The 23,979-nt window shown below is 35.0% G+C and carries 15 protein-coding genes; 8 read left to right on the top strand and 7 right to left on the bottom strand.

Features of this window, described 5'->3' with window-relative positions; all coding sequences use genetic code 11:
- The first annotated feature begins 172 nt into the window (after positions 1-172).
- From HGP29_RS06510 to HGP29_RS06500, 3 genes are all read left to right on the top strand, one after another.
- Positions 173-4,735 carry a translocation/assembly module TamB domain-containing protein gene (locus HGP29_RS06510; RefSeq protein ID WP_168881562.1) on the top strand — a complete coding sequence of 1,521 codons (4,563 nt, stop codon included), beginning with the start codon at positions 173-175 and terminating at the stop codon, positions 4,733-4,735.
- On the top strand, positions 4,716-5,627 hold the full coding sequence (gene hemF / locus HGP29_RS06505; RefSeq protein WP_168881561.1) for an oxygen-dependent coproporphyrinogen oxidase: 912 nt from the start codon (positions 4,716-4,718) through the stop codon (positions 5,625-5,627). Before HGP29_RS06510 ends, hemF begins: the two co-directional genes overlap by 20 nt.
- Before the next feature lie 128 nt (positions 5,628-5,755).
- Positions 5,756-7,285 (top strand): T9SS type A sorting domain-containing protein, encoded by a 1,530-nt coding sequence (locus HGP29_RS06500; RefSeq protein ID WP_168881560.1) that lies wholly within the window; start codon positions 5,756-5,758, stop codon positions 7,283-7,285.
- On the opposite strand, the gene HGP29_RS06495 is transcribed toward HGP29_RS06500, so the two are convergent.
- From HGP29_RS06495 to HGP29_RS06475, 5 genes are all read right to left on the bottom strand, one after another.
- Positions 7,282-7,917, bottom strand: coding sequence for a class I SAM-dependent methyltransferase (locus tag HGP29_RS06495; RefSeq protein WP_168881559.1), 636 nt, complete (start codon positions 7,915-7,917; stop codon positions 7,282-7,284). The two genes, HGP29_RS06500 and HGP29_RS06495, sit on opposite strands and share 4 nt — an antisense overlap.
- On the bottom strand, positions 7,914-8,756 hold the full coding sequence (locus tag HGP29_RS06490) for a hypothetical protein (RefSeq protein WP_168881558.1): 843 nt from the start codon (positions 8,754-8,756) through the stop codon (positions 7,914-7,916). The genes HGP29_RS06495 and HGP29_RS06490 overlap by 4 nt, the downstream gene beginning before the upstream one ends.
- Complete coding sequence (porD, locus tag HGP29_RS06485; protein ID WP_168881557.1) at positions 8,756-9,658, bottom strand: type IX secretion system protein PorD; 903 nt, start codon at positions 9,656-9,658, stop codon at positions 8,756-8,758. Before porD ends, HGP29_RS06490 begins: the two co-directional genes overlap by 1 nt.
- Positions 9,659-9,688: 30 nt before the next feature.
- On the bottom strand, positions 9,689-10,900 hold the full coding sequence (coaBC, locus tag HGP29_RS06480) for a bifunctional phosphopantothenoylcysteine decarboxylase/phosphopantothenate--cysteine ligase CoaBC (protein WP_168881556.1): 1,212 nt from the start codon (positions 10,898-10,900) through the stop codon (positions 9,689-9,691).
- 103 nt (positions 10,901-11,003) lie between these two features.
- Positions 11,004-11,309: a DNA-directed RNA polymerase subunit omega gene (locus tag HGP29_RS06475; RefSeq protein ID WP_168881555.1), complete on the bottom strand. Its 306-nt coding sequence runs from the start codon at positions 11,307-11,309 to the stop codon at positions 11,004-11,006.
- A 242-nt stretch (positions 11,310-11,551) separates the two neighbouring features.
- Here HGP29_RS06475 and HGP29_RS06470 point away from each other — a divergent pair, with 242 nt between their 5' ends.
- Genes HGP29_RS06470 through HGP29_RS06460 form a run of 3 tightly spaced genes read left to right on the top strand, consistent with a single transcriptional unit; the run spans position 11,552 to position 13,532 of the window.
- The gene (locus HGP29_RS06470; protein ID WP_168881554.1) at positions 11,552-12,397 is read left to right on the top strand and encodes an ABC transporter ATP-binding protein; all 846 of its coding nucleotides are present in this window, start codon (positions 11,552-11,554) and stop codon (positions 12,395-12,397) included.
- Between the two features lie 8 nt (positions 12,398-12,405).
- Positions 12,406-13,170, top strand: a complete 765-nt coding sequence (locus HGP29_RS06465) for a hypothetical protein (protein WP_168881553.1) — start codon at positions 12,406-12,408, stop codon at positions 13,168-13,170.
- 2 nt (positions 13,171-13,172) lie between these two features.
- A complete protein-coding gene (locus HGP29_RS06460; protein WP_168881552.1) occupies positions 13,173-13,532 on the top strand; it encodes a GntR family transcriptional regulator in 360 nt (119 codons plus the stop codon).
- 234 nt (positions 13,533-13,766) lie between these two features.
- Here the strand turns inward: HGP29_RS06460 and HGP29_RS06455 are convergent, their stop codons facing one another.
- Both HGP29_RS06455 and HGP29_RS06450 read right to left on the bottom strand, forming a co-directional pair.
- Positions 13,767-15,332: an arylsulfatase gene (locus HGP29_RS06455; RefSeq protein WP_168881551.1), complete on the bottom strand. Its 1,566-nt coding sequence runs from the start codon at positions 15,330-15,332 to the stop codon at positions 13,767-13,769.
- 502 nt (positions 15,333-15,834) lie between these two features.
- The gene (locus tag HGP29_RS06450) at positions 15,835-17,925 is read right to left on the bottom strand and encodes a T9SS type A sorting domain-containing protein (protein WP_168881550.1); all 2,091 of its coding nucleotides are present in this window, start codon (positions 17,923-17,925) and stop codon (positions 15,835-15,837) included.
- A gap of 632 nt (positions 17,926-18,557) precedes the next feature.
- Here HGP29_RS06450 and HGP29_RS06445 point away from each other — a divergent pair.
- Positions 18,558-22,688, top strand: coding sequence for a choice-of-anchor tandem repeat GloVer-containing protein (locus HGP29_RS06445; RefSeq protein WP_168881549.1), 4,131 nt, complete (start codon positions 18,558-18,560; stop codon positions 22,686-22,688).
- Positions 22,689-22,801: 113 nt separating this feature from the next.
- Complete coding sequence (locus tag HGP29_RS06440; protein WP_168881548.1) at positions 22,802-23,824, top strand: bestrophin family protein; 1,023 nt, start codon at positions 22,802-22,804, stop codon at positions 23,822-23,824.
- Positions 23,825-23,979 lie beyond the last annotated feature (155 nt).

Below are 23,979 nucleotides of genomic sequence, written 5' to 3'. Positions count from 1 at the left end.
GAAATTTAGAGTCTTGGGTTAAAAGTTATCAGTGAAGTTCAATTTTTTTGCACATAAAACATCTTCTTTTGCTAGAAAAAGACAGCTTTTTAAACTTAAAAATGCTGCTAGATTTATGCGTGTGTGGTTTTTTCGATTACAATCACTCCTGATTTTCTTTTGGCTAATTATTATGTCTTTATCTCAGTTGCCATTTGTGCAAACCATGATAATTCATGAGATCACTGATTTTATCACAAAAAAATGGCAACATCCGACAACAATTGAATCTGTAAAGTTAGATTGGTTTGATCGATGGCGTTTGGAAAAAGTACAAATTTTAGATAAAGATTCGGTACCTCTTATCAAAGCGGATGAACTGACATTAAACTTCTCCTTTATTGAGCTATTGTACAACAACGATCATTACATTCATATAGAAGACGCGTTGGTTGATGGTGGTAGTGTGGAAATGGTAATGGATTCTAGATTGGACTCCATGAACAATATGACAAAATGGATCCGACATATGGCGGGAGATCCAAAAGGAATCCACCGATATGATCTCAAAGATCCAAAAGATGTTCATATCATTTTTGAAAAAGTAAGATTAAAGAACACTAAATATATACTGCGTAACCCTTGGGTAGAACTCAGAGAAAAAGGCAAGTTCGATGTCAATGACATGGAGTTTGATAATATTCAGGGGGAAGTCACAAATCTTAGAATAGCACGAGATACAATAGGTATGGAAATCAAAAATCTCCATGCATTTGAACGAAGAAGTAAACTCGAAATACAGGATGTTGATACCCATTTTGCTATCTCAACAACAGGTCTAATTCTAGATCATTTATACGGAAAAATGGGTTCGAGCTATATCGTAGGTAAGGTGAAGTTTAACTATGATGACTATACAGATTACAATGATTTCTATTACTGTGTAGACATGGATGTTAACCTAAAGAATAGCACATTACATACAGATGATCTGTCTCTGTTTTTTACCTATTTTGATAGTATCCATGATTATATTTCTGGTGATGTAAAACTTCAAGGAACCGTTAATGATCTAAAGGCAACCAAAACCAACCTTAGATTTGGAGGTGGTAGTACAGTTAGAGGTGATTTCTCGTTTGACCACATAATTGAAACCCAGAGAACAGTCATGGACCTTCAGTTCAAAGACAGTTATTATTTTATTGAAGACTTAGAGCCTTATGTGCCAAACCAGTTTAGGGAATATGTAGAGTTATTTGGTGCAGTTGCCTTAGAAGGAGAGTTTAAAGGAACGTTGGATGACTTTGAACTGGATGGTGTGTTGAACTCAGAATACGGTGTGATCACTCCAAAAATGGACATTTCAATACCTAAAGAAACATATACGGGATATCTAAAAACAGATAGCTTGGATGTGGGTAGAGTCTTCGATGTAGAGCAAGTTGGTATCGTAGATTTTGAAGGTAATGTAGATGGAAAAGGGTTTGATATTCACTCTATAAAGCTAAATGTTGATGCTAAAATGAGTAGGCTGGATCTTAATGATTATTCTTACCAAAATATTTACCTAGATAGTACCTACATGAAAGAAGGGTACTTTAATGGAGGATTAAGAGTGAATGACCCCAACTTGAAAATGTTTGTTGATGGGTTATTAAACTTCCGAGACAGTACCTTCCATTTTAAATCAGGAATCCTAGCACCTGACCTTAATACCCTGAACTTAACAGAGAAGCATGTTGGTTTGCAAACTGGAATGGAAGCTTCCTTCGATAAAGTAATTGGAAATGGAATATCAGGAGGAGTATTCTTCCAAGGGACTCGCTTATACAATAAGAAAAGAGAGTTAAATATTGAAGAATTGATGATGTTGACGAATGTTGATGCATCAGGATTACGTTTATTGAATATTGAAGCAGACTTTCTGAAATTCAACATGGCAGGCTTCTTTAGTGTGACAGATCTATCTCGCGATGTGATGGAACTAATTAATGAAGCGAATATCGATCTATTTAAAGAAGACGAAGTTGTTGAAAAGTACTATGAAGAGAAGGTAAAGAAACGCGAAAAGAAAGGAGAGAATAACTACTCAGTGGATGCTGATCTGCAAATCACAAATATCAATGACCTCTTAAGCATCTTTTCAGACAGTATTAAAATAGCAGATAATACTAGAGTAATTCTTTCGGGAAATTTTGGTAAACAGCAAGCTTTCGATGCTAAACTTTTTAGTGATCATTTAGAGTTTTATGATGTTCTGTTAGACTCCAATATGCTGAGTTATCACACAGAAAAAAATGGATACCAAAGACAATTTAATACATCAATAAAAGCAAGTTCAGGATCACAAACGATCAATGGAGTACTTTCTGAAGACTTTGAGTTCAATGCATTTTCTGTAGATAGAAACATGATGTTCGAAACAGAAGTGAACTTCACCAATTACAAAACGATACTGCAACTAAAAGGTGATGTTGAACTTTTTAAGGATAAACTGATTTTCCAATTGCCTCAATCACAAGTGAAATATGGTGAGGAAACTTGGACAACAGCGTCCACCTATCCATCAAAAATAACCGTTTACCCCGATGGTGTTGAGTTTGATAACTTCAACTTGTCAAATAATGATGAGTTGCTTTTCTTAAATGGCTACTTACAGAAAGATAACCCGAAGCCACTTCATATTACTGCCGATAATCTAGATCTTAAGTATCTATCTCAGTATTCTACCCAAAACTATGAAGGTGAGGTAGATAGCTTGGATGTATATATAGAAAATGTATTCTCTGATATCCGAGTATATGGCCATGTTGATGTCAAAGACTTAGAAGTAGATGACTACTTCCTTGGTGATTTATCAGGAAAGTCTCAATGGACCAAAGATGAGTTAAATGTAGATTTTAATATCACAGATTCACTTTCAGATAAGTTTACTTTGCTAGGGTCTTACTATCCCAATAAGGTAGAAGATCAATTAGACATGAAACTTCAGGTAAAGAAACTGCCTCTGGGTATTTTCCAGCCTTATGTGGATGAGGTGGTCAGTGTTTTGGATGGTGTGGCTACCGGTTGGATTAAGATATCCGGAAAGAAAGAAGCACCTAAACTATGGGGTAATGTTATTGCAGAGGAAGGGAATATCCGATTAGTCTTTCTGAATGTGGACTACCTATTTGGAGAAGAGGGAGAAAGTACGAAAATAGAAGTTCGTCCAGATAAAATTACTACAACAAACTTTAAAGCAATAGATGAATATGGTCATTATGCTTACCTGAATGGGGGTGTTTATTTTGACGAAGGCTTTGAGAATACTGTTGTCGATTTAAATGTTAGATTCGATGACTTCTTCATTATGAAAAAGCAGGAAGAAGGTAACGATTTGTTCTACGGAACAGCATTTGGAACCGGTGATATCTCCATCAAAGGTCCATTTGATGATATCAATATTGATGTGACAGCAGCGACGAATAAACGGACAAAAATCTATATCCCACTGAACGCGATAGATTATTCTGAAAGTGACCCCTACATCGTTTATGTAAAATCGGATTCCATTACTCAAGATGAAATGGAAGAAGAATTAGATGAAGAAGAGGTGATTGAAAATGACGTTGCCAACTTCCAGGTAAACATGAACCTAGATATTACGCCAGATGCTTACTGTGAACTAATTTTTGATAAAAAATCGGGTGATATCATTAGAGGAAATGGAGAAGGAAAGCTTCAAATGAAGATTGACAAGAACCGTAATTTTGAGATGTTTGGTAATGTCGAAATTGTGAAAGGTGCCTATAACTTTACCATGAAAGTGGCTGAGTTTAACCTTGTCGATAAGAAGTTTGTGATTGATCCCGGTTCAACACTTTCATGGAATGGTGATCCATATTCAGCACAAATGGATATTGTAGCAAAATACGAACAGAGAGTGAGTCTATTACCTCTAATAGATTTACAAGACAGTACGATTAGAAATGCTCCAGAGATCACCAAGCGTTATCCAACAGATGTAGACTTAATGATCAAAGGAGATTTGTCTGCTCCTCAATTAGGTTTTGATATTGATATTCATGATTATCCTGCAACGGTAGCTACTGAGGCAGGTCCTGTTTCTTTAGAATCTTACGTAGCAGGTTTTGAAGAACGTATTCATAGAGATGAACAAGAATTAAATAGACAAGTATTCGGCTTAATCGTATTACGTCAGTTGTTGTCTAATGATGCCTATACTGGTTTTGGACAAACGGCTTCTAGTTCCGTTTCTGAGTTATTGACCAATCAATTGAGTTATATCTTATCTCAGGTGGACGAAAACTTTGAGGTAGACTTGGATATGAGTGGTCTGGACAAAGAGGCATTACAAAATCTACAAATGCGTTTGTCCTATACTTTTGCCCAAGGAAAGGTAAGGGTAACTAGAGATGGTGGTTTTACAGATAGTCAAAATCAGACCACTGCGGCATCCGTATTAGGTGATTGGACTGTAGAAGTGGTAATATCACAGGATGGAGCTTTGAGAATGAAGTTCTATCAGAAATACCGACAAGATGTCTATTATACTTCTACCAATCAAGATAATACATCATTGACAGGGGCGAGTGTAATGCATACCAAGAGTTTTGATGCTTTTAGAGACATTACACAAAGTCCAACAAAAAGAGAAATGACGAAAAAGCCTAAAGGCTACAAGAAATACATCCGAAAGAAAAAAAGAGAAGAAAAAAAGAAAAAGAAACACGATGAAAAACATACCGAGTAGTGAAATTATTGCCTGGTTTAAAGGGCTTCAAAATGATATATGTAGAGACCTTGAGTTAATTGACGGTAAAGCCAAGTTTGAAGAAGACTTATGGGAGAGGCCAGAAGGAGGCGGAGGTCGCACCCGAGTAATTAAAGGCGGAAATATTATAGCAAAAGGAGGAGTTAACTTTTCATTGGTAGAAGGTGATCTTTCTGAAGGAATGGCGAGAGCTTTAAAAGTAGATAAAGCTGATAAATTTAAAGCTACGGGTGTTTCTATCGTACTTCATCCACAAAGCCCAATGGTTCCAATTATCCATATGAATGTTCGTTATTTTGAACTTTCTAATGGGACTTACTGGTTTGGTGGTGGTATAGATTTGACACCACATTATGTAGAAAAAGAAGGTGCAGCTTTATTCCATGAACATTTGTTTGAAGCTTGTGAAAACACAAAGGCAGGTTATTACGATCGTTTTAAGAAATGGGCCGATGATTACTTCTTTATTCCTCATAGAAACGAAACGAGAGGTATTGGAGGTATTTTCTTTGATCGTTTGAAACACGAAGAAGAAGGCTTAAACCCTGACCAATTGTGGCACTTTGTTCAAGATGTAGGAGAAGCCTTTATTCCTGCATACAAACAACAAGTAGAAAGAAATAAAGATAAATCTTTTGGAGAAAATGAGTTGTTGTGGCAAAGACTAAGAAGAGGTAGATACGCTGAGTTTAATTTAGTCTGGGACAGAGGAACAAAGTTTGGATTGGAAAGTAACGGACGAACAGAATCTATTCTTATGAGTTTACCACCTGAAGCCAATTGGGTATATGACTATCAAGCAAAGTCAGGATCAAGAGAAGAAGAAACATTATCCTTATTGAAAAAAGGAGTGGATTGGTATAAAGGTTGAAATTTAAACAAATGTGATTGTTGTTTAATTAACTTTAATTAAAGGTGACATTTCCCATCGCTTAATATAACATTGCAGACCTGTATTAATAACTCGTCATTGTGAAATTTAATTTGTTATAGAAAGCGATGGATATTATCACCTTTACTGACAAAAAACATAGTCTACTTTTATTGTTCTTATTGCTGTCTACGATTGTTTTTGGTTTACCTTCAAATGATCCAATCATTATAGATCAGCCTAGAGTTGATGAAGATACTACATACAAACATGAAACAATCATAATAACAGCAGAGCAATTTACAGTATCCTCACATCTTAAGTTTGAAAGTTGTGATGTTACTGTTGAATCCTCTTTATTGATTTCTGAGGATGGAGCTCACTTAGAATTTAATGGAGGAGCGTTACAAGCCAATAATAGTATTTGGCAATTAGATGGTCATGTCGATTTTGATCAACATGGTCAAGATAAATTATATGTTACATTTAATAGTGTAAGTATTTTCGAATATAGTAATCAGATTCACTATAAAGGTCCTAATAAGGTAGTTTGGGATGTTACTGGTGAAAGTTGTATTTCTTCAGCCAGTGATGCAGTCTTAGCAAAAGGTGGGAATGACCACCGTCCTGAAGACGTTCCCGAATGTGATGAATCTCCTAACCCACCCAATGGGGATACTATATTTTACACAGGTGAAGAGGCTAGAATTTCTTCAGATACAAAACACAAAGATAAAGTCGTTATCATTTCAGCAAATAACTTCTATGTCGACGGAAAGTTTGAACTAGAAGATTGTGAGACGATCATTACATCGATGTACCTGACTTCTAATAAACACCTTAAGTTTAAAGGTGGTTCGTTAGAAATTACAAGTAGTGATTGGACTGTTAATGAACATACTGACTTTGAATCGGATAAGAAAGACGATCCGATGCAAGTAGTTGCAGATAATTGGGCATTGAGAATAAATACCGATAAAATGCATTTTAAGGAAGATGTAAATTGGGTTTATAATCAAGAAAATTCTTGTATGGATGGTGTTGAAAGAATAGAAGATAAATACCATGAACATATGCCTATTGATATCACTCAAATTAAGGATTGTGATAATTGGGATTTACCTGTAGAACTTATCTATTTCGAAGCTGAAGCATACAAAGATGGAGCTTCCTTGTTTTGGGCTACCGCTTCAGAAATCAATAGTGATTATTTTGATGTTCAATTTTCAAAAGATGGTAGAAATTGGGAGTCTTTAGAAAAAGTACCTGCAGCAGGTAATAGTAATGTTCAAATTGAATACCAATATGATGATTATACTGTACGTACAGGTGTAGGATATTATAGATTACATCAGGTGGATTTTGATGGACAATCTGAAATATTTGGACCTGTAGTAGTAGAGTTTTCAACTTCTAATATTGAGTTGGAAGGGGAAATATACCCAGTGCCTCAGTCTGCAGGTAGCACTGTGCACTTGTCTGTGAATAATAACCTGCCATACGATATTCAGATCTTTAATCATTTGGGTCAATTAGTATTTTACTCAGAAGATAATGTGAACAGTATTCATCTAGAAACACCTTGGGGTAGGGGTATTTTTATTGTTCATATTGTTCAAGGTGCAGATAAGGAAATTGTGAAATTCCAATTGAACTAAACTTTCTGGAATAAAGTAGAAAACATCATTTTTGAAAAAGCTTTATACGCTATTTTCTGTTGAAAATGATTTCCATTTCGAATCATTTCTTCATAATCATAAAGCTTGCTGTTTTGAAGGTTTACAGTGATCTTAAAGAATAAAACCATGCACTTATGCAGTGTTTGATGAAACACCTTTTTAAGTGGATGTGGATCAATACGGAAATCTGTAACGATCCATTGTCCATTTTGATTTAATAATTCATGCGATGTATTGATGAACGCTGTAAGTTTTTCGTAGGTTAGAATATCTAAGAAAAAATTGGTGATCAATACATCGTATTTATTTTTATCAGGATTTATGACCTCATAACTGTCTTGGATAAAATTTATAGAGCAACTGACTTTTTTGTCTTTCGCTAATTCTATCATCTCTGAAGAAAGCTCAACATAAGTAATGTCGTTTGGCTTAATCTGTTGATCAATAAACGGTAGTATTTTACCACTGCCACCACCTAAAATTAATACTTTTCCTCCCATTTTTACTTTCTCAAATGTTTGATGTTGGATATCTATTATAGAATTTCCAAAGACTATTTTAGCAAGCCTATCATAAACTTTCGCAATAGGATTAAAGTGATCTTTTTTCATGAAATAAACAGATATATAGCGGGAAACAGAAAAACAAAGTCTCCAAAAATTCTAAAGTAATCATCTTTAGAAAAGAAATTCGATTTGATATAGATCAGGCCTAAACAGCTTCCCATCAACAAAAGAACAATCAAAGCAGAATATAATTCAGTAGGCAGAATATAAAATGAGATTCCCATTAGCAGTATAAATAGAAAGGATAGAATGTTGATTCTGTATTTCATGTTGTTATATCCTAGCTTTCTAGTGCCAGAAAGTTGTCCATCTTTTGTGTCTGTTTCAAAATCAAATAAGGCAAATTCCAATAGGTTGATAGATGCCAATGTGAAGAAAATTCCGGTAAATAAATACAGCTGAGGAGTAGCTTCAGTGCTGAGGCTAAACACAGGTAAAGAAATACCTGCAGTGTAAATAATAGCAACAGTAAACTCTTTAAACGTTGCAAAAGGAAGTACTTTTAGATTGATGATAACTAAGTACAAAGAGACGATACTAGTGAGTATCAATCCATGGTAAAATAAAGAAATAGGTAAGTAGAGGAAAGTATTGGCAATTCCAATAAAGCCAAAGCAGAGACAGAATATTCCCAAAGTCTTTTTATTCCGTTGGTGAAAAGCATGTCTAAATGTATGTGCTGTATGCTGTATTGAGTGGGCATCTAAAAGGTGATCTAAAGTGTAGATGACCCAAACAGCAGTTCCCAATGAAATAAATACAGATATAGGAAGCACAATGCCATTAATTACTGCAAGAAATTTACAGCAAATAATGGCACCGATGGCTACGTCCAAACTTAATGCTTGAATGTAATGATATAAATTTTTTAAGTACTTACTCACTAGGGTGTTAGTAATTTCTTATATACTTGAGATCTTGTCGGGTCTAATTCTAATAACAGCTTACCTACTTGATCGGCTTGTTCTTTTGTTGCTTTTGCAAAAAGGTTGGTAATTTCAGCTCCTTTTGCAGCAAAAAATACATCCATTGTAACAGAAATAGGAATAGCTTTTCTAACGCCTTTTAATTCATTTAACCCTGCCAATATATTTTCTCTAGCTTGGTTTGGATCATCACTGAAAATATCTAAACCTTGTCTATGATAGGTATATAGAAACTTCCTGAAATTTTCGAATTGAGGATCCATGAAATCTCTTGCGATATAGTATCTATCTCTTTTGTCGCCAAATGCACTCCATCCCGGACGCCCATTTTGCTCAGAATAGTTCGCAATTTCTAGCGCTTTCTCATAATACTGAGATCCTCCATTTAATCCGAAAGAGTCATAATCCATTCCTAAGCAGATATAAGCATAAAAACTTAATAGCGAGACGATTTCAGAAGTGTATACCCCTCGGGTGTAAACCAATCGATCGGAATCATTATAAGAGAATTGCCATTTGTTATCTAAGAAGTTTAGAATTGAGCTTTCGAATGAAGTGCCATATACAGGACGAATGGATTGAATTTGAACATCTGCAGAATAAGATTGTGCAGTGACATCCGACGTATTGGCTAAAGTAATCTGTATGTTCAGTTTTATTTTCTCATTATCTTCAAAACGATCGTCTGTCCATTCCTGATTCTGCATAAACTGTTGTAATGCATTTTGTAAATCAGTAAAGATTTGTGTCTCATTGGTTTGAACACGTTCTCCATTGACAGTGATGGTTGGTTGGAACTCTTGGGACCATCCACAAAAAGAAAATAATATAAGACTAAAAAATACGACTACTCGTTTCATTCGGTATGGATTCAAATTATAGATGACAAATTAACCTTTTCTCTGAATAATTTCATCAACAATATGTTCAGCAACTTTCTTTTTGGATAAAAGAGGAAGTTCTACTACTTGCTCAGTAGATACAATATATACTTTATTCGTATCGTGACCAAAACCTGCTCCTTTCTCTTTTAAGCTGTTTAATACCACAAAATCTACATTTTTCTTTTGTAGTTTTCCTTTGGCATTATCTAGCTCATTATCTGTTTCTAATGCAAAACCTACAGTAATTTGTTGAGAAGTTTTCTTCTCACCCATAGTTTTAGCAATATCAATTGTTCTTTTCATTTCAATTCCCATATCTCCATCTTTCTTTTTAATTTTTGATGAAGAAACTTGAGAAGGAGTATAGTCTGCTACTGCAGCCGTGAAAACACAGATATCAGTAGACTCAAAACGTTCGTTTACAGCTTCAAACATATCTTGAGCTGATTCAATATCTACAATGGTTACTTGTTTTTGTGATGTGGAAACGTTGACAGGACCAGAAATAATAGTGACTTCAGCTCCTTGTTTAGCTAATTCGTCTGCAATGGCATATCCCATTTTACCTGTCGAGCCGTTGGTAATAAATCGAACGGGGTCTATACGCTCTTTAGTTGGCCCTGCAGTTACTAAAGCTTTTTTACCTTTTAATGGAAGATGTTCTGTTTTCCCGAAGAAAGTTTCTACTGCATCAATAATATGTTCAGGTTCGGCCATTCTGCCTTTCCCTACCAAACCAGAAGCTAATTCGCCTTCTTCTGCATCTACTATAATATGCCCATAACTCTCCAATGTATTGATATTTCTAGTCGTCGAAGGATGAATAAACATATCTAAATCCATAGCAGGAGCAATCATCACAGGGCACCTTGCAGATAAATAAGTGGCCATTAATAAGTTATCGCATAAGCCATTGGCCATTTTAGCCATTGTATTTGCTGTTGCAGGAGCGATAATCATAAGATCAGCCCATAAACCTAATTTAACATGTGAATTCCATTCTCCTGTTTCCTCATTTGCATATTGAGATAATACTGGGTTTTCGGATAATGTAGATAAAGTAACTGGAGTAATAAATTGTTTGGAAGCCTCAGTCATAATTAGCTGAACTTCTGCCTTTTGCTTTTTGAGTAATCTCACTAATAAAGCAATTTTATATGCGGCGATGCCTCCTGTAACGCCTATCAATATCTTTTTACCTTCTAGGATCGGGTTCATTTGTATTTGTTCGGTTTATGATCGAGAAGTAAAAATAAAAAAAAACTTCCTAATCTACATTCAGTAAATTAGGAAGCTTGTCTCACTTGAGTTGATTTATGGCTTAGTAAGCGTCGTCAACTTTTGTGAAAAAGATTTTGTCTTCGATCAACTCCTCTGTTGCAAGAGTTGTTGGCTTTGGCATACGCTCATAGAAACGTGAAATTTCAATTTGCTCACGGTTCTCCTGTACTTCTTCTAAGTTATCTACAGTTGTAGCAAACTCTGATAACTTAGCGTTCAACTCATCTTTCAAACGAGAAGAGATTTGTCTTGAACGTTTTCCTGTAATTACGATTGACTCATAGATGTTTTTAGTCTCTTTCGTCAAATCTGTTAAATCACGAGTGATTAAAGATGCGTTCGGCATTGATCTATATAAAATTTGTAATCGAATACTTTATTATAAGCTCGCTAATATATGGGATAAAAACATAATCCCCAAGAATAATATTAGTAATCATCTCATTTCTTGAAAAATAGCATTTCATTATTAAATGAGTGTGAATTAAAGGATCCCTATAGAAAAAATATTACTTAAAATTTGGAATTATGAAATCATTGAATTAATGTTGTAGTGTAATAGTTAAATAGTACACTAAAAACATAATCATGATCAATATTAATAATCTAACTTTCGGGTATTCAAAGAGGCATATATTGTATGATGCTCTTGATTTAGAGCTGAAAGAAGGAAATATATACGGGTTACTTGGTGAGAATGGTGCTGGTAAATCAACTCTTCTAATGTTAATCGCAGGTTTAAAGAAACCATTCGATGGTACAGTGAACGTGGGTGGTTTTTTTGCTGATAATTCTTCGCCAGAGTTTCTTCAAGAGGTTTTCTTTATTCCTGAAGAAATGACTTTTCCCAATGTTACTATTGATCAATACCAAGGTGTACTAGCCCCGTTCTATCCTAAATTTAATAAGTCAACTTTCTATGAAATGCTGACTGAATTTGGTTTGAATGGGCAGTTGAAAATGAATAATATGTCTTACGGCCAGAAGAAGAAGGCATTGATTTCATTGGGATTAGCTTCAAATACTAGATTATTATTGATGGATGAGCCTACCAACGGCTTGGATATTCCTTCTAAGAGTCAGTTTAGAAAAATGGTAGCGAAACATATGAGTGATGATAGAGTATTTCTTATTTCAACTCACCAAGTACGCGACCTTGAAAGCTTAATTGATCCTATCGTCATTGTAGATAATGGTAAAGTAGTGTTTAATGAAACTTTAGAAAATATTAGCGATAAGTTATTATTTACAACAGCAGAGAAAGTGGAAAACTCAGATGTTATCTATACAGAAAATGGTGTAGCAGAAGATAAAGTAGTGGCTTTTAATCATTCTGGAATACCAAGTAGAATCAACCTTGAATTACTCTTTAATGCTGTTTTAACAGAGAAAGAGAAGATGAATCAAGCATTACCAACTCATTTTATCAAATAACTAGTGTCATGGAATCTAAATTTAATATCAATAGAATATCAAACTTATTTAAATACGAATTAGTATTGCTGCAACAGCCACTTTTACTCTCAGTAGTAGGTTTTGCGTTGTTTATTATTGCTATTTGTGCATTGTCTAGTACACTGGAGCCTAGAGGTGTAGTTACTCATCAAACATTAGGAACAATATATGGTTTGGCAATTGGATTGGGAGGACCTATTATTTCATCCTTTTCATTCCATCGTATAGCTACTAAAGGAGGAGCATTAAATTACTTGTCATTGCCTGCATCTAGGGAGGAAAAGTTTTTTGTAACGTTCCTTTCCACAGCATTTTTCTATCCTATCACAGTTACGTTAGTGTTTCTAGTCGTAGAATTAGGAGCCAAATTGGTTTGGTCATTATTTGGAGGTAGTATTTTCTTATTTACTGTCAATGATATGATCAGTGCTGAAGGTTTGTTAGGGTTTACAATGAGTTACTTGTTTGTACACTCTTTCTACTTCTTGGGTTCGTCGTTGTTTAGAAGATATGCTTTCCTTAAAACAACAGTGATTGGTTTTGGATTATTTGTTGGTTTTTGGGTAGTAGGAGTGATTGTCTTCTTATTATTCTTTAGTAATGGACAGTTCGAAAACATGGATTACAGTCTTCAATTAGACGAAGAAACACTACAAGGGACGATCAAGTATGTGTTTCAAGTGGGAGTCAGTTTCACAATTCTAGCATTGTGGATACTATCCTTCTTAAAATTTAAAAGAGCAGAAGTTTAAATATGGAATTTTCAAATAATAAAGCCATTTACCTTCAAATCATGGACCTTATTCAAGAAAAGGTTCTGAAAGAAGTTTGGGTAGAAGGAGATAAAATTCCTTCGGTCCGACAAATGGCCATAGAATTAGAGGTAAACCCAAATACTGTAGCCAGGTCTTATGCTGCACTACAGGATGATGGGGTGATCTTTAATAAAAGAGGAATTGGCTACTTTATCTCAGAAGATGCTACTGTAATGGTAAAGCAATTAGAGAAATCGGAATTTATGAAAAAGGATCTACCGAATTTCTTTAAAAAGCTTCAGTTACTTGGAGTGTCTTGGGACGAGCTAACAGAAATATATAAAGAACAGAGTAAATAGTTTTCTACTAGTGTCAAATTAAATAAAAGTAGAGTAAGTAAGAGCAAACTTACCGATAATGGTGTCAGATTAAATAACAACAACTAGCCCTTTCATAGGTATTGCCTATCGAAAGGGTTTTTTATTGCCTATTAATGAGCTGGTAATAGGAGGCAATTGATTAGAAATAAAAGCCCCTCTAAAAGATAATTTATCTAATAGAGGGGTGTATTATTTATATCCGATAATCAAAACCTAGTTTTGTTCTGACTTCATTGCTTCTGTTTGTTTCATGATCATTTCAATGATTTGATCTACTGAGAAAGAAGCCGCTTTCTGTTTTGGAGGATACTCCATTAACGAAGACATAAACTGACCAACTTTATCTTGTGCCATATATAAGTAAGGAACATGGTCGAAGTACCAATCCCAATATGCGTTTGAATCAATATCCGCTCTCTCATAAGGATCGCGACGTAAGTTGAAGATTTTTGGTAATCTTAATGGTACAAATGGTTCAGACCATACGGCCATTTGATGTGCTCTTTGCTCCATAAATACTACTTTCCAATCGTCCATACGGATAGCCGTTAGCTGTGCATCGTCATTGAAGTATAAGAATTCATGACGAGGTGACTCAACTTTACCTTCACTTTCTAAGTGAGCAACTAAATCATAACCGTCTAAGTGTGCTTTAAATTCTTTACCGTTTGCTTTCACACCACCTTTTAATAGGTCTTCTTTGATGTGATCGTTACCTGCATAGTGAAGAATTGTAGGTACCCAGTCTAAGTGAGAAACCATACCATTAGATACTTGTCCTGCTGGAATGTGACCAGGGTATTTTACCATACAAGGAACTCTGTATGCACCTTCCCAGTTTGTGTTTTTCTCACCACGGAATGGAGTTACCGCAGCATCAGGCCAAGAGTTGTAGTGCGGACCGTTATCTGTAGAATACATCACAAAAGTATTTTCTTCTACTCCTAACTTCTCAATGAAATCTAACATCTGACCGATTACTTGGTCATGAGAAACCATAGCGTCTGCATAGATACCTTGTCCTTTAGATAACCCTTGTTCTTCTTCCGAAATATGTGTTCTAAAGTGCATACGAGTAGTATTGAACCACACAAAGAAAGGAGTATCTGAATCGACTTGCTTCTTGATAAATTCTTGAGCTACACCCATTACTTCATTGTCGATTGTCTCCATACGTTTCTTAGTTAAAGGACCCGTATCAGAAACTCTACCATCTGCATAAGAATGGATCACACCTCTTGGACCGAATTTCTTTTTGAATTCAGGGTCTTTAGGGTAGTCTGGTAATTCTGGCTCTTCTTCTGCATTTAAATGGTACAGATTACCGAAGAACTCATCAAAACCATGGTTTGTAGGAAGGTCAACATCTCGGTCTCCAAAATGGTTTTTACCAAATTGACCTGTAGCATACCCTTCTGCTTTCATTAATTCAGCTAGGGTAGGAGTGTCATCAGTTAAACCCTTTTCAGCACCTGGAAGACCTACTTTGGTCATACCTGTACGGATACCCGATTGTCCAGTAATAAATGATGATCGACCCGCAGTACAAGACTGTTCTGCCATGTAGTCGGTAAATGCGATCCCCTCTTCGGCAATTCTATCGATGTTAGGCGTTTTGTAACCCATCATTCCTCGGTTCCAGAATGATAAATTATACATTCCGATATCATCCCCCCAAAGGATTAGGAAGTTTGGTTTTTTAGGATCTTTTTTCGCAAAAGCTTGCGTACTAGCAAAGCCCATCACAAGGGCTGCAACTGTAAGTAAAATCTTTTTCATATCAATTTATAAATGTTGGTCAGTGTGTCAGTAATTCTTTTGTAAACTGTATTTTTACTAATCACATTTCGAAATACGTAGTTTAATATCAAACAAGTTATATTGTTTAACTGTTTTAAGTCAAACAAAAGTAAATTGATATGTTATTTTGTATATTTTAAGATATGAAACGATTTTTATTGTCTTTTGTCAATTTTTTATTATTGATTGATGTGTGATAATTTAGTTAGTTTTTATACAAAAAAGTCTTCATCTAAGACCTTAAACTTAAATGAAGACAATTGTCGCTCGAAGAATTTTTTTATTTTTTATGGGCTACATAAGAGATTTTCTTTTCTTTCACATGGTTGGTAAATGGGTTGATATCAGAGGCTAATTTCATTGCAAAAAGGATAACAAATAGAATCAATAACTTTTTCATGTTTTTAAATTTAATAGTGAAGAAGAAAAGGCCGCAATAGTAAAACGACCTTTTACTAGTACTCGCTTATGAATTTTAATCTTAATTTCTAACAATAAATCTTTCTACTTTTTTCAAACCATTAGCTGTTGTGATACTTAAGAAGTAGATACCATCTGTTAATGACGAGATATCAATATTATCTAAATGATCAGCTTCTAGTAACATAGATGTAAAACCATTTACATTATAGATTACAGCTACACTATTTTCTAACACTTCTTCATGATTAATTCTGGCAGTAATATGACCATGTGCTGGTACTGGAAATACATTAATATCTAAATCAAAGCTCTGTGCAGTATTTTCGATAACAACAACATCTGAATATTCAAAAGCACCGTCGAAATCAATTTGTCTTAATCTAAAGATGTTATATTGAGCGGCTTCTTGTGCTACTACTTCAAAATCATATTCAATACTAACATTAGAATTACCGTTACCTTCAACAGTTCCAATAACTTGGTAATCTCTACCATTTGATGAAGCTTCAATTTCGAAGTGACTATTATTGATTTCTGTTGCAGTTTCCCAATACAGACTTACTGAACCATCCTCGTTTCGCTCACCTTCAAAATAAGTTAACTCAACAGGCAAATCGTGGTTGTTTGAACCTCCCAATGTAAAAGGAGAAAAACTTGAAGCTGGACTTGATGCTAAAACACCAACATTTGAACCTACAGTGTTATACACTTGAGCACCTTGTGATTCCCAATGCGAACCGTCGTAGTGCATTACTTTTACATCAGAGATATGTGTATTTTGGATACCACTATTTGCATCATAAGATAAAGTAACTGCTGCTGAAGCTGAACCACTAATTCTGTCTACATCCCAATATTCAGTTGAACTTACTGCGTCTACACCTGCCATAGGATCTACTGTTCTATAGAAAGTATGTGGGTTATTGTGGTACTCTACTCTAAAAACTGTACTTGAACTTGCTGTCGGTTGACCTACACCTGCCTCTCTTAACGTACCGCCTTTACCAACTGGCATCATTAAGAAGAAATTAGAACCTACAATACTGAAATGTGATTTTAAAGCAGATGTAAAGTTGATCGTTTTTTGAATAGGACCATTAATATGTGAAGCATCTGAACCACCTGAAGCATGACCTGTCCAAGTATATACTGCATTGTTTACAAAAGAGAATTCATTCAGATTTAAAATATTAGTAGTCGTTGTATTTAAAATTCCATTTGTTAAGATCAATGCACTAGAGTTATAAGTACTATTCACAATGTTGATAGGCTCACCTAAAGTAACTGAACCTCCAGTCGTATTCATTGTCAAAGATCTTACAACATTATTTGATGCTTGTAAACTGAATGTACCTGCTGCATTACCTGCAAATGCTAAATCTACAGTAGGAGAAGTTTCCGAAGCTAAATCAGCATATATTTTTACATCAGTAGTAATTGAATCTGCAATAATTAAGTCATTACCTTGTGTGTAGATACTAACGCCAGTATTGGCAAGGTTTGCAGTTAAAGCTGTGTTACCATTTAAAACAATTGAATTAATATTATTAGGGATAGCATCTACAGTACCTTGAGCAACTGTTTTTGGGTTGTTACCTGGTAAAGCATTAATCTGTGCTAATGTAATAAGGTTATTAGAAGCACCACCTGTAGAAAGTGTAACGTTATCTTCTACTGTAATTGCTCCAGACCAGTTTAATCCACTATATCCATTAGAACCAACACTTGGTACAGCAAACTCAGCACCTTCTTCTAAAACAATATCTTGAACATTTACATATAAACGACCACCCGAATGGTTGTCAGCATTAAAGTTACCAGAACCTGAAACGATTACTGTACCAAAATGACATGTAGTTCTATAAGCTGTATTATTTAATGTCCCATCTACGAATAACGTATCGATCACTACGTCAGGATCAAAAGAATTATTTCCAATATATACGTTTTTTCCACTTTGTATTCTAACGTTATATCCACCTGTCCAAGAAGGTAAGCTATTTCCATCTTCATCAACAAAATCTGATAAGCTACCTCTTGTACCTATATATATAAAGCCAGATGCAGAACTTGATACTGAGTAAGTTTGAGCACTAATAGTTAATTTTGTAATAAAAATTAGGAATAACAGGAATAAAATCTTTTTCATCTTTCGAGCGAGTTAAATAGTAATTAGGTTTGCATTTATTTACGGTAACTTATCTCAAAAGGATGGAAATGTCATGAGTAATGTATGTACTCAGACTATTAGTTTCAGGGGGTAAAATGACGTTGTTAAATTTTCTTACATGCTAAATTTGAAATATTTTAAGAATAAAAGTCTGAATATTAGTGTTTTATGTGATTTTTGTTGTAATAACGGTTTTTGTGTACATATGTATGATAATCAATGTTTTGTGAATAAAAATCTATTTTTTGACTCAATTTTACAGGAAAATACATTATTAAAAATTGTACTATTCTAATAAAACTATTTCAGAATACTAAGCTGTTTTAATGATGCAAAAGTGGAAATATTAAGTATGTAGTGTTTTTGATAAAAAATAAAATAACATATTAAGCGTGATGTGTTTAAATAATTTCGTTAGCTATCATTGAATTTATTATAATTAGTTTCAAGTAAACAGAGAATAGAGATTGATGATGCTTTTGGAAGTAGTTGTCAATGAGTATTTTATTCATTTTGTGATATTTAGAGGAATGCTAGTGATTTTCATATAATCACTTTTTTTCTATGCTGAAGGTGGTTATTTTCATAGTATTATTTAACCCAAACTATTAATGATGTTTTCTATTTACTATTACCAATGGGATAGTAGAGCATTAAAAATATTCCTTATGCTCCTACTGTCTATGGCTTTTCGATTCACACTAGCTCAGCCATATGTTATCAATACCAATTCTTCTGGAGGTATACAAAATTCTGGAGGTATTTCTGTTTATAATCTAAGTGCACCAGCGGGTACAGCACCAGAGTTTTATGATCATGGAGAATCCTTTACAGGACAACCCGGAGACTTTAGTTCGTTAGTATTAGCTTCTGATGGATATATTTATGGTCACACAGAAGGAGGCGGAGAGCATTACAGCGGTACTTTCTTCAGAATAGATCCATCAACTAATACTGTAACTCAACTGTTTTCATTTGATTACAATGAACATTATCCTATATATAATATGGTGGAACATAACCAGATTCTTTATGGTATTATGAGACGCCGTAGTAGTGAAGATGTAGTATTTGCTATTAAACTTAGTGATCCAACCCACTTGATTCCACTTACTAACCTTACAAGTATTTTTAAGATTAAAAGAATGGGGGGAGGCTTTTATAAGCTTAATAATAAATTATATGCCACCATTTTTGATGGACTGGATGGATCAAGTGTTGTTGGCGGTGGTGTTTATGAATACGATTTAGCGACAGGTAATGATAGAATATTATGTAGTAATCCTTATGGCTACTCATTAGCATCTGGTGCACTTGCTCATCGAAATGTGCAAGGAAGAGATAGATTAGTTGTAGCGAACTCTGCATCACCTTTTGGAGGTGGAGGCTTTTATGAAGTCGACGCCGAAAGTGGATTTATTCACGAGATAAAAGTAGTAAGAGATCGACAATTCTTGGGAGATAAATTTTCAGGAGTATTCAGAAACTCATCGGGTACTTTGTACTCTAGATCTTTTGCAGGAGGTTCAGCTGGAGTAGGTACTTTAGTAAGTATAGATCCGGATGATAAATCTGTTACCAAAGAATTTACATTTGGTAATGCAAACGGTACAGCTATATCAGGATTAGTACCACATGGTCATAACCTTATTGGTATGACACAACCTGCAACAATCACTTTTTCAGGACCAGATAGGGGAGTTATTTACCAATATGACCGTCACGGTAATTACAAAGAACTTTATCACTTCAAGGATTCATCATACCCGACAGAATTTTTTATTATCACAGATGATGATGGAGGAACGATGTGGGGCATCACAGAATTCGGTGGAAAAAGTAACCAAGGAGCAATTTTTAAATATCAATTAGCAACCAATAAAATGGAAGTAATTGCCAGTTTTGGGTCAGATACCGGTTTTATTCCTGAGACAAGGTTAACTCCGTATAAAGACGGAAAATTTACTTTTTCAAATCGAGATGGAGGTATTAATAATTATGGTACATTAGCTTCTTTTGATCCTTCTTCAGGCAATATTGGTCATCTATATTCAACAGGAAATAATTCGTTGGCCAAGCAAGGATATTCCAATGGAGCTTTTTTAGCATCCAACGGAAAATATTACGCAATTGAAAGAACAGGAGCAACAGCATATGATGTTTATAAAGACTCCTTATTCTATAGAGACCGCTTGGTTGAGTTTAATGATGAGTTGGATTCTGTGATAATATTGTCCGGAAGGTTTAAAAACAGACTTTTCGAAGCGACAGAAAAAGCACCATACAATATCATTGGTGAAATAATTGAGATACAAGGCAAATTAGTGTTTACATATACCAATTTCCTTTATACTTATGATTTATCTACAGGTCAGTTTACAGAGTTAATAGATCTTAGAAGTAAGAGAAATGTAGATAACAATGATGCAGCATGGGATTGGGGTTTCTTATTTTCTTCTTCAGTTACTAAAAAAGACGACGATACGTATTATTACTCTACACAAGGTTCTGGAGAGAATGTAATAGCAACACACGGAGGAACCATACTGAAGTTGGATGTGTCAAGTTCACCATGGGTGATCACACATGAATATACAATTGATGTATTTGTTAGTGATTCAAGAGAACGAACAAAAATTGAGTTAAGAGCATCAGGAAAAGGAGAGCCAGGCATAAAAGGTAAAATGTTGATTTTACCAGGGTCAGGAGGTGATCCAGATACATTAGTTGCAGCATCTGAATACAATAGTCCAACTACCATGGGTTGTATTCTTGCTTATCCAATGGGTGAGAATGGAAATCGAATAGGTGCATCACATATCATTAAACAATTTCCTGAGACAGGCTTTGATACGGAGTTAAATTCAGTAGCCAATGATAGTACACATGGTTGGTTCCCAATGTCAGACTTGGCTTATCATGATAACAAAATATATGGTTTTACTAAAGGGGGCGAAACAGGAAATTATGTAGGGTCCGACCATCGAGGTACTGAAAGAGGAACTCCTGCATTCCAAGGAACATTCTGGAGTATAGATAGAGGAAATAGTGATGCATTTGAATTGTTATATACTTTGGATCAAGCAACGGGAACAAATCCTTTACAGACTAGTGTAAATATTGTTCAGTTATCACCTATCACTGGACAAAGGCTCAATGCAGATACCTTAGGCTGTGATATTTCTACAAGAACATTTAAGGTATATGGACATGATAGAGGTGACCTGCAATGGTGGTCTTCTAATCCAAATGTAACTTTAGTAGCGGGACAGACCAATGGAGATAGTGCCACTTTCGATTTTAGTGCATTAACTTCCAACTTAGAGCAAACCACTACAATTAGTGTTTCAGCTTATAATGCCAATGCAGCAAGTGGATATCAATATGGAGATACTGCTTCATGGGATGTTCATCAATTTGTTCAGCCTTCAATTGGAGATATACAGCCATCGGTAGATTTACATTGTCCTACACAACATGCTAGACTTACTTTATCTAGTTATGCTCATGTAGACTCTTTCTATTGGGAATTACCAACGGATATCATAGCATTGACAAGTCTCCATGGTGATGAACTTCAGGTTGATTTGAGTAGAGAAGGTTTTGGTACACACAGAATTGTTTGTCATGCATTTAATGGTTGTGGGCAACAAGTTTCTGATACATTAACTTTTGATGTTTACGATCCTAATGCAGTACCGACTATCACAAATACTGATTTAAATGTATGTATTGGAGGAACGATTAATTTCACAGCCACAGCTAGTAACCCATCCCATGAATTCAATTGGACATTACCAACAGGGGCAGTTCTTGCCAGCGGAGCTCAAGCAAATGCGGCTACCGTTGAAGTAGATTTCACTGGGGTACAAGAAGGTACTTATCCAGTATTAGTTAGTGCAAAAAGTACTTGTGGATTAGGTACAGCAGATACCGCCTATGTTCATGTATCTAAAGCACCTTTAATCTCTGAATTAATTGCCAATAAGACATTGTCTTGTGGAGATGCAGAAGTAACGATTGTTGCAAGACATTTATTTGCCAATGGATTTAGTTGGACCATTCCAGATGGAGCAGTTGTGGTCGGAGATGAAACTACTGATATTCTAACCTTAAATGTAGAAAATGTAGACTCTGATTCTATCAATATCTCTGTTACAGCAACAAATGCATGTGCTGGAACTAACTCCAGTAATTCATTGAAAATTGCGATTCCAGCCTCACCAAGTATAGGAGGTATTACGGTTTCTTCAACAGAATATTCCGTAGCAGATACCGTTCAGCTTACAGCCTCAAATGTTACCGGGGGCGGAAATTACAATTGGAATATACCAGAAGGATGTGATGTTATTGGTAATGATAATGAACAGACCATAATGTTTACAGTTAGGGAAGCTAATGTAGGAGACCATACGGTGTCAGTACAGGCATCGAATGATTGTGGTGCTTCTAATCAAGAAACGGCAACTATTAGACTTACTTCTGTAAACTCTTTGGAAAATGAGTTGTCTTCTAATGTTTTAGCTTATCCTAACCCTTCTAATGGCACCTTCTCACTACAAGGTTTAGATGCAAATGAAATTAGTATCGTTATTAGAAATACGAGTGGACAAGTAGTTGAAAGCTATACAGGAATACCAAAAGAAATGAAGTTTAGACGTTTACAAAATGGGCAATATTTTGTGAATGTATATACTAAAGATTTGGATTACGGTACAATACCTGTCATTATTAATAAGTAATATTGATTAGAAGAATAAGTGATAGTACTCTCAATTAATTATTGGGAGTACTATTTTTTTATGTCAAAACTTCGTAGTTTCAATAAGAATTTTTCAATCTGTTTATCTGAAATATGTATACTAATCGGAATATTAACTACAAACTTTTCTTAGGTAGATCATTAACACCCATATTAGCATTGGCAGGGTATGCCTTAGTGGTAGTCGTTCTTTATGAATATATTGGGTTTATCTACTTTAAGTTACCATGGTCAATTCTATCTGTTGTAGGTACTGCGGTAGCATTTTATGTTGGTTTCAAAAACAACTCTGCTTATGCTAGAACATGGGAAGCCCGTAAAATTTGGGGTGCTATTGTAAACAGTAGTCGTACTTGGGGTATAATGGCCAGAGACTACACCACAAATATTTTTGTAAGTGATCAGAACCCATTGTCCAAAGAGGAATTACAAGCCATTCATAAAAGATTAATCTATCGACATATTGCATGGGTGTACCGCCTGAGAAGGCAATTATGGAAATCTCAACCTTGGGAGCATAATCATCCAATGACTACAGATATCAGAAAAAAATTAGGTGATAATTTCGCAAGCTTAAGTGAGGAAGAAGAGCTAAGAAAATTCTTACCAGACCATGAGGTTGATGCCTTACTTAAAAAGAAAAACATCTGTACTCAAATAATAAGTAATCAGTCAAAAGATATTTTAAAACTTAGAGAGTTAGGGTTAGTAGATGACTTTAGACATGTTGAATTTCAGAAGCTATTACAAGATTTCTATGTTCAGCAAGGAAAATGTGAGCGTATTAAGAACTTCCCTTTACCAAGGCAATATGCAAACACGTCAATGGTACTAACTGTATTATTTGTGACTTTACTTCCTTTTGGAATGGTAGCTCAGTTCTCGGCTTTAGGAAATGGTGCAGTTTGGATGACAGTTCCTTTTACAGCTTTAATTGGTTCTATCTATATCCTAATGGAACTTGTAGGAGATTTTGCTGAAAACCCTTTCGAAGGATTAGCATTTGATACTCCAATGACGAGTTTATGTAATACGATTGAGATCGATATGAAGGAGATGATTGATGATCCAAAAATCCCTGAGAAATTGAAGCCAAAAGATAATGTCCTTCTATAAAAAAAGAACGATATCAATTGATTTGATATCGTTCTTTTTTGGTTTAGACTTTGTCTTTACCCATAGTGATTAACGCGTAAGCAATAGCACCGATTAGTGGTGGAACCATAAAGCCCATTGCAGCGATTTCTAAATATGTAATTGCTTCCATCGTA

The sequence above is a fragment of the Flammeovirga agarivorans genome (genome assembly GCF_012641475.1).
Taxonomy (GTDB): domain Bacteria; phylum Bacteroidota; class Bacteroidia; order Cytophagales; family Flammeovirgaceae; genus Flammeovirga; species Flammeovirga agarivorans.
This window is presented reverse-complemented; position numbering and strand designations above follow the sequence as displayed.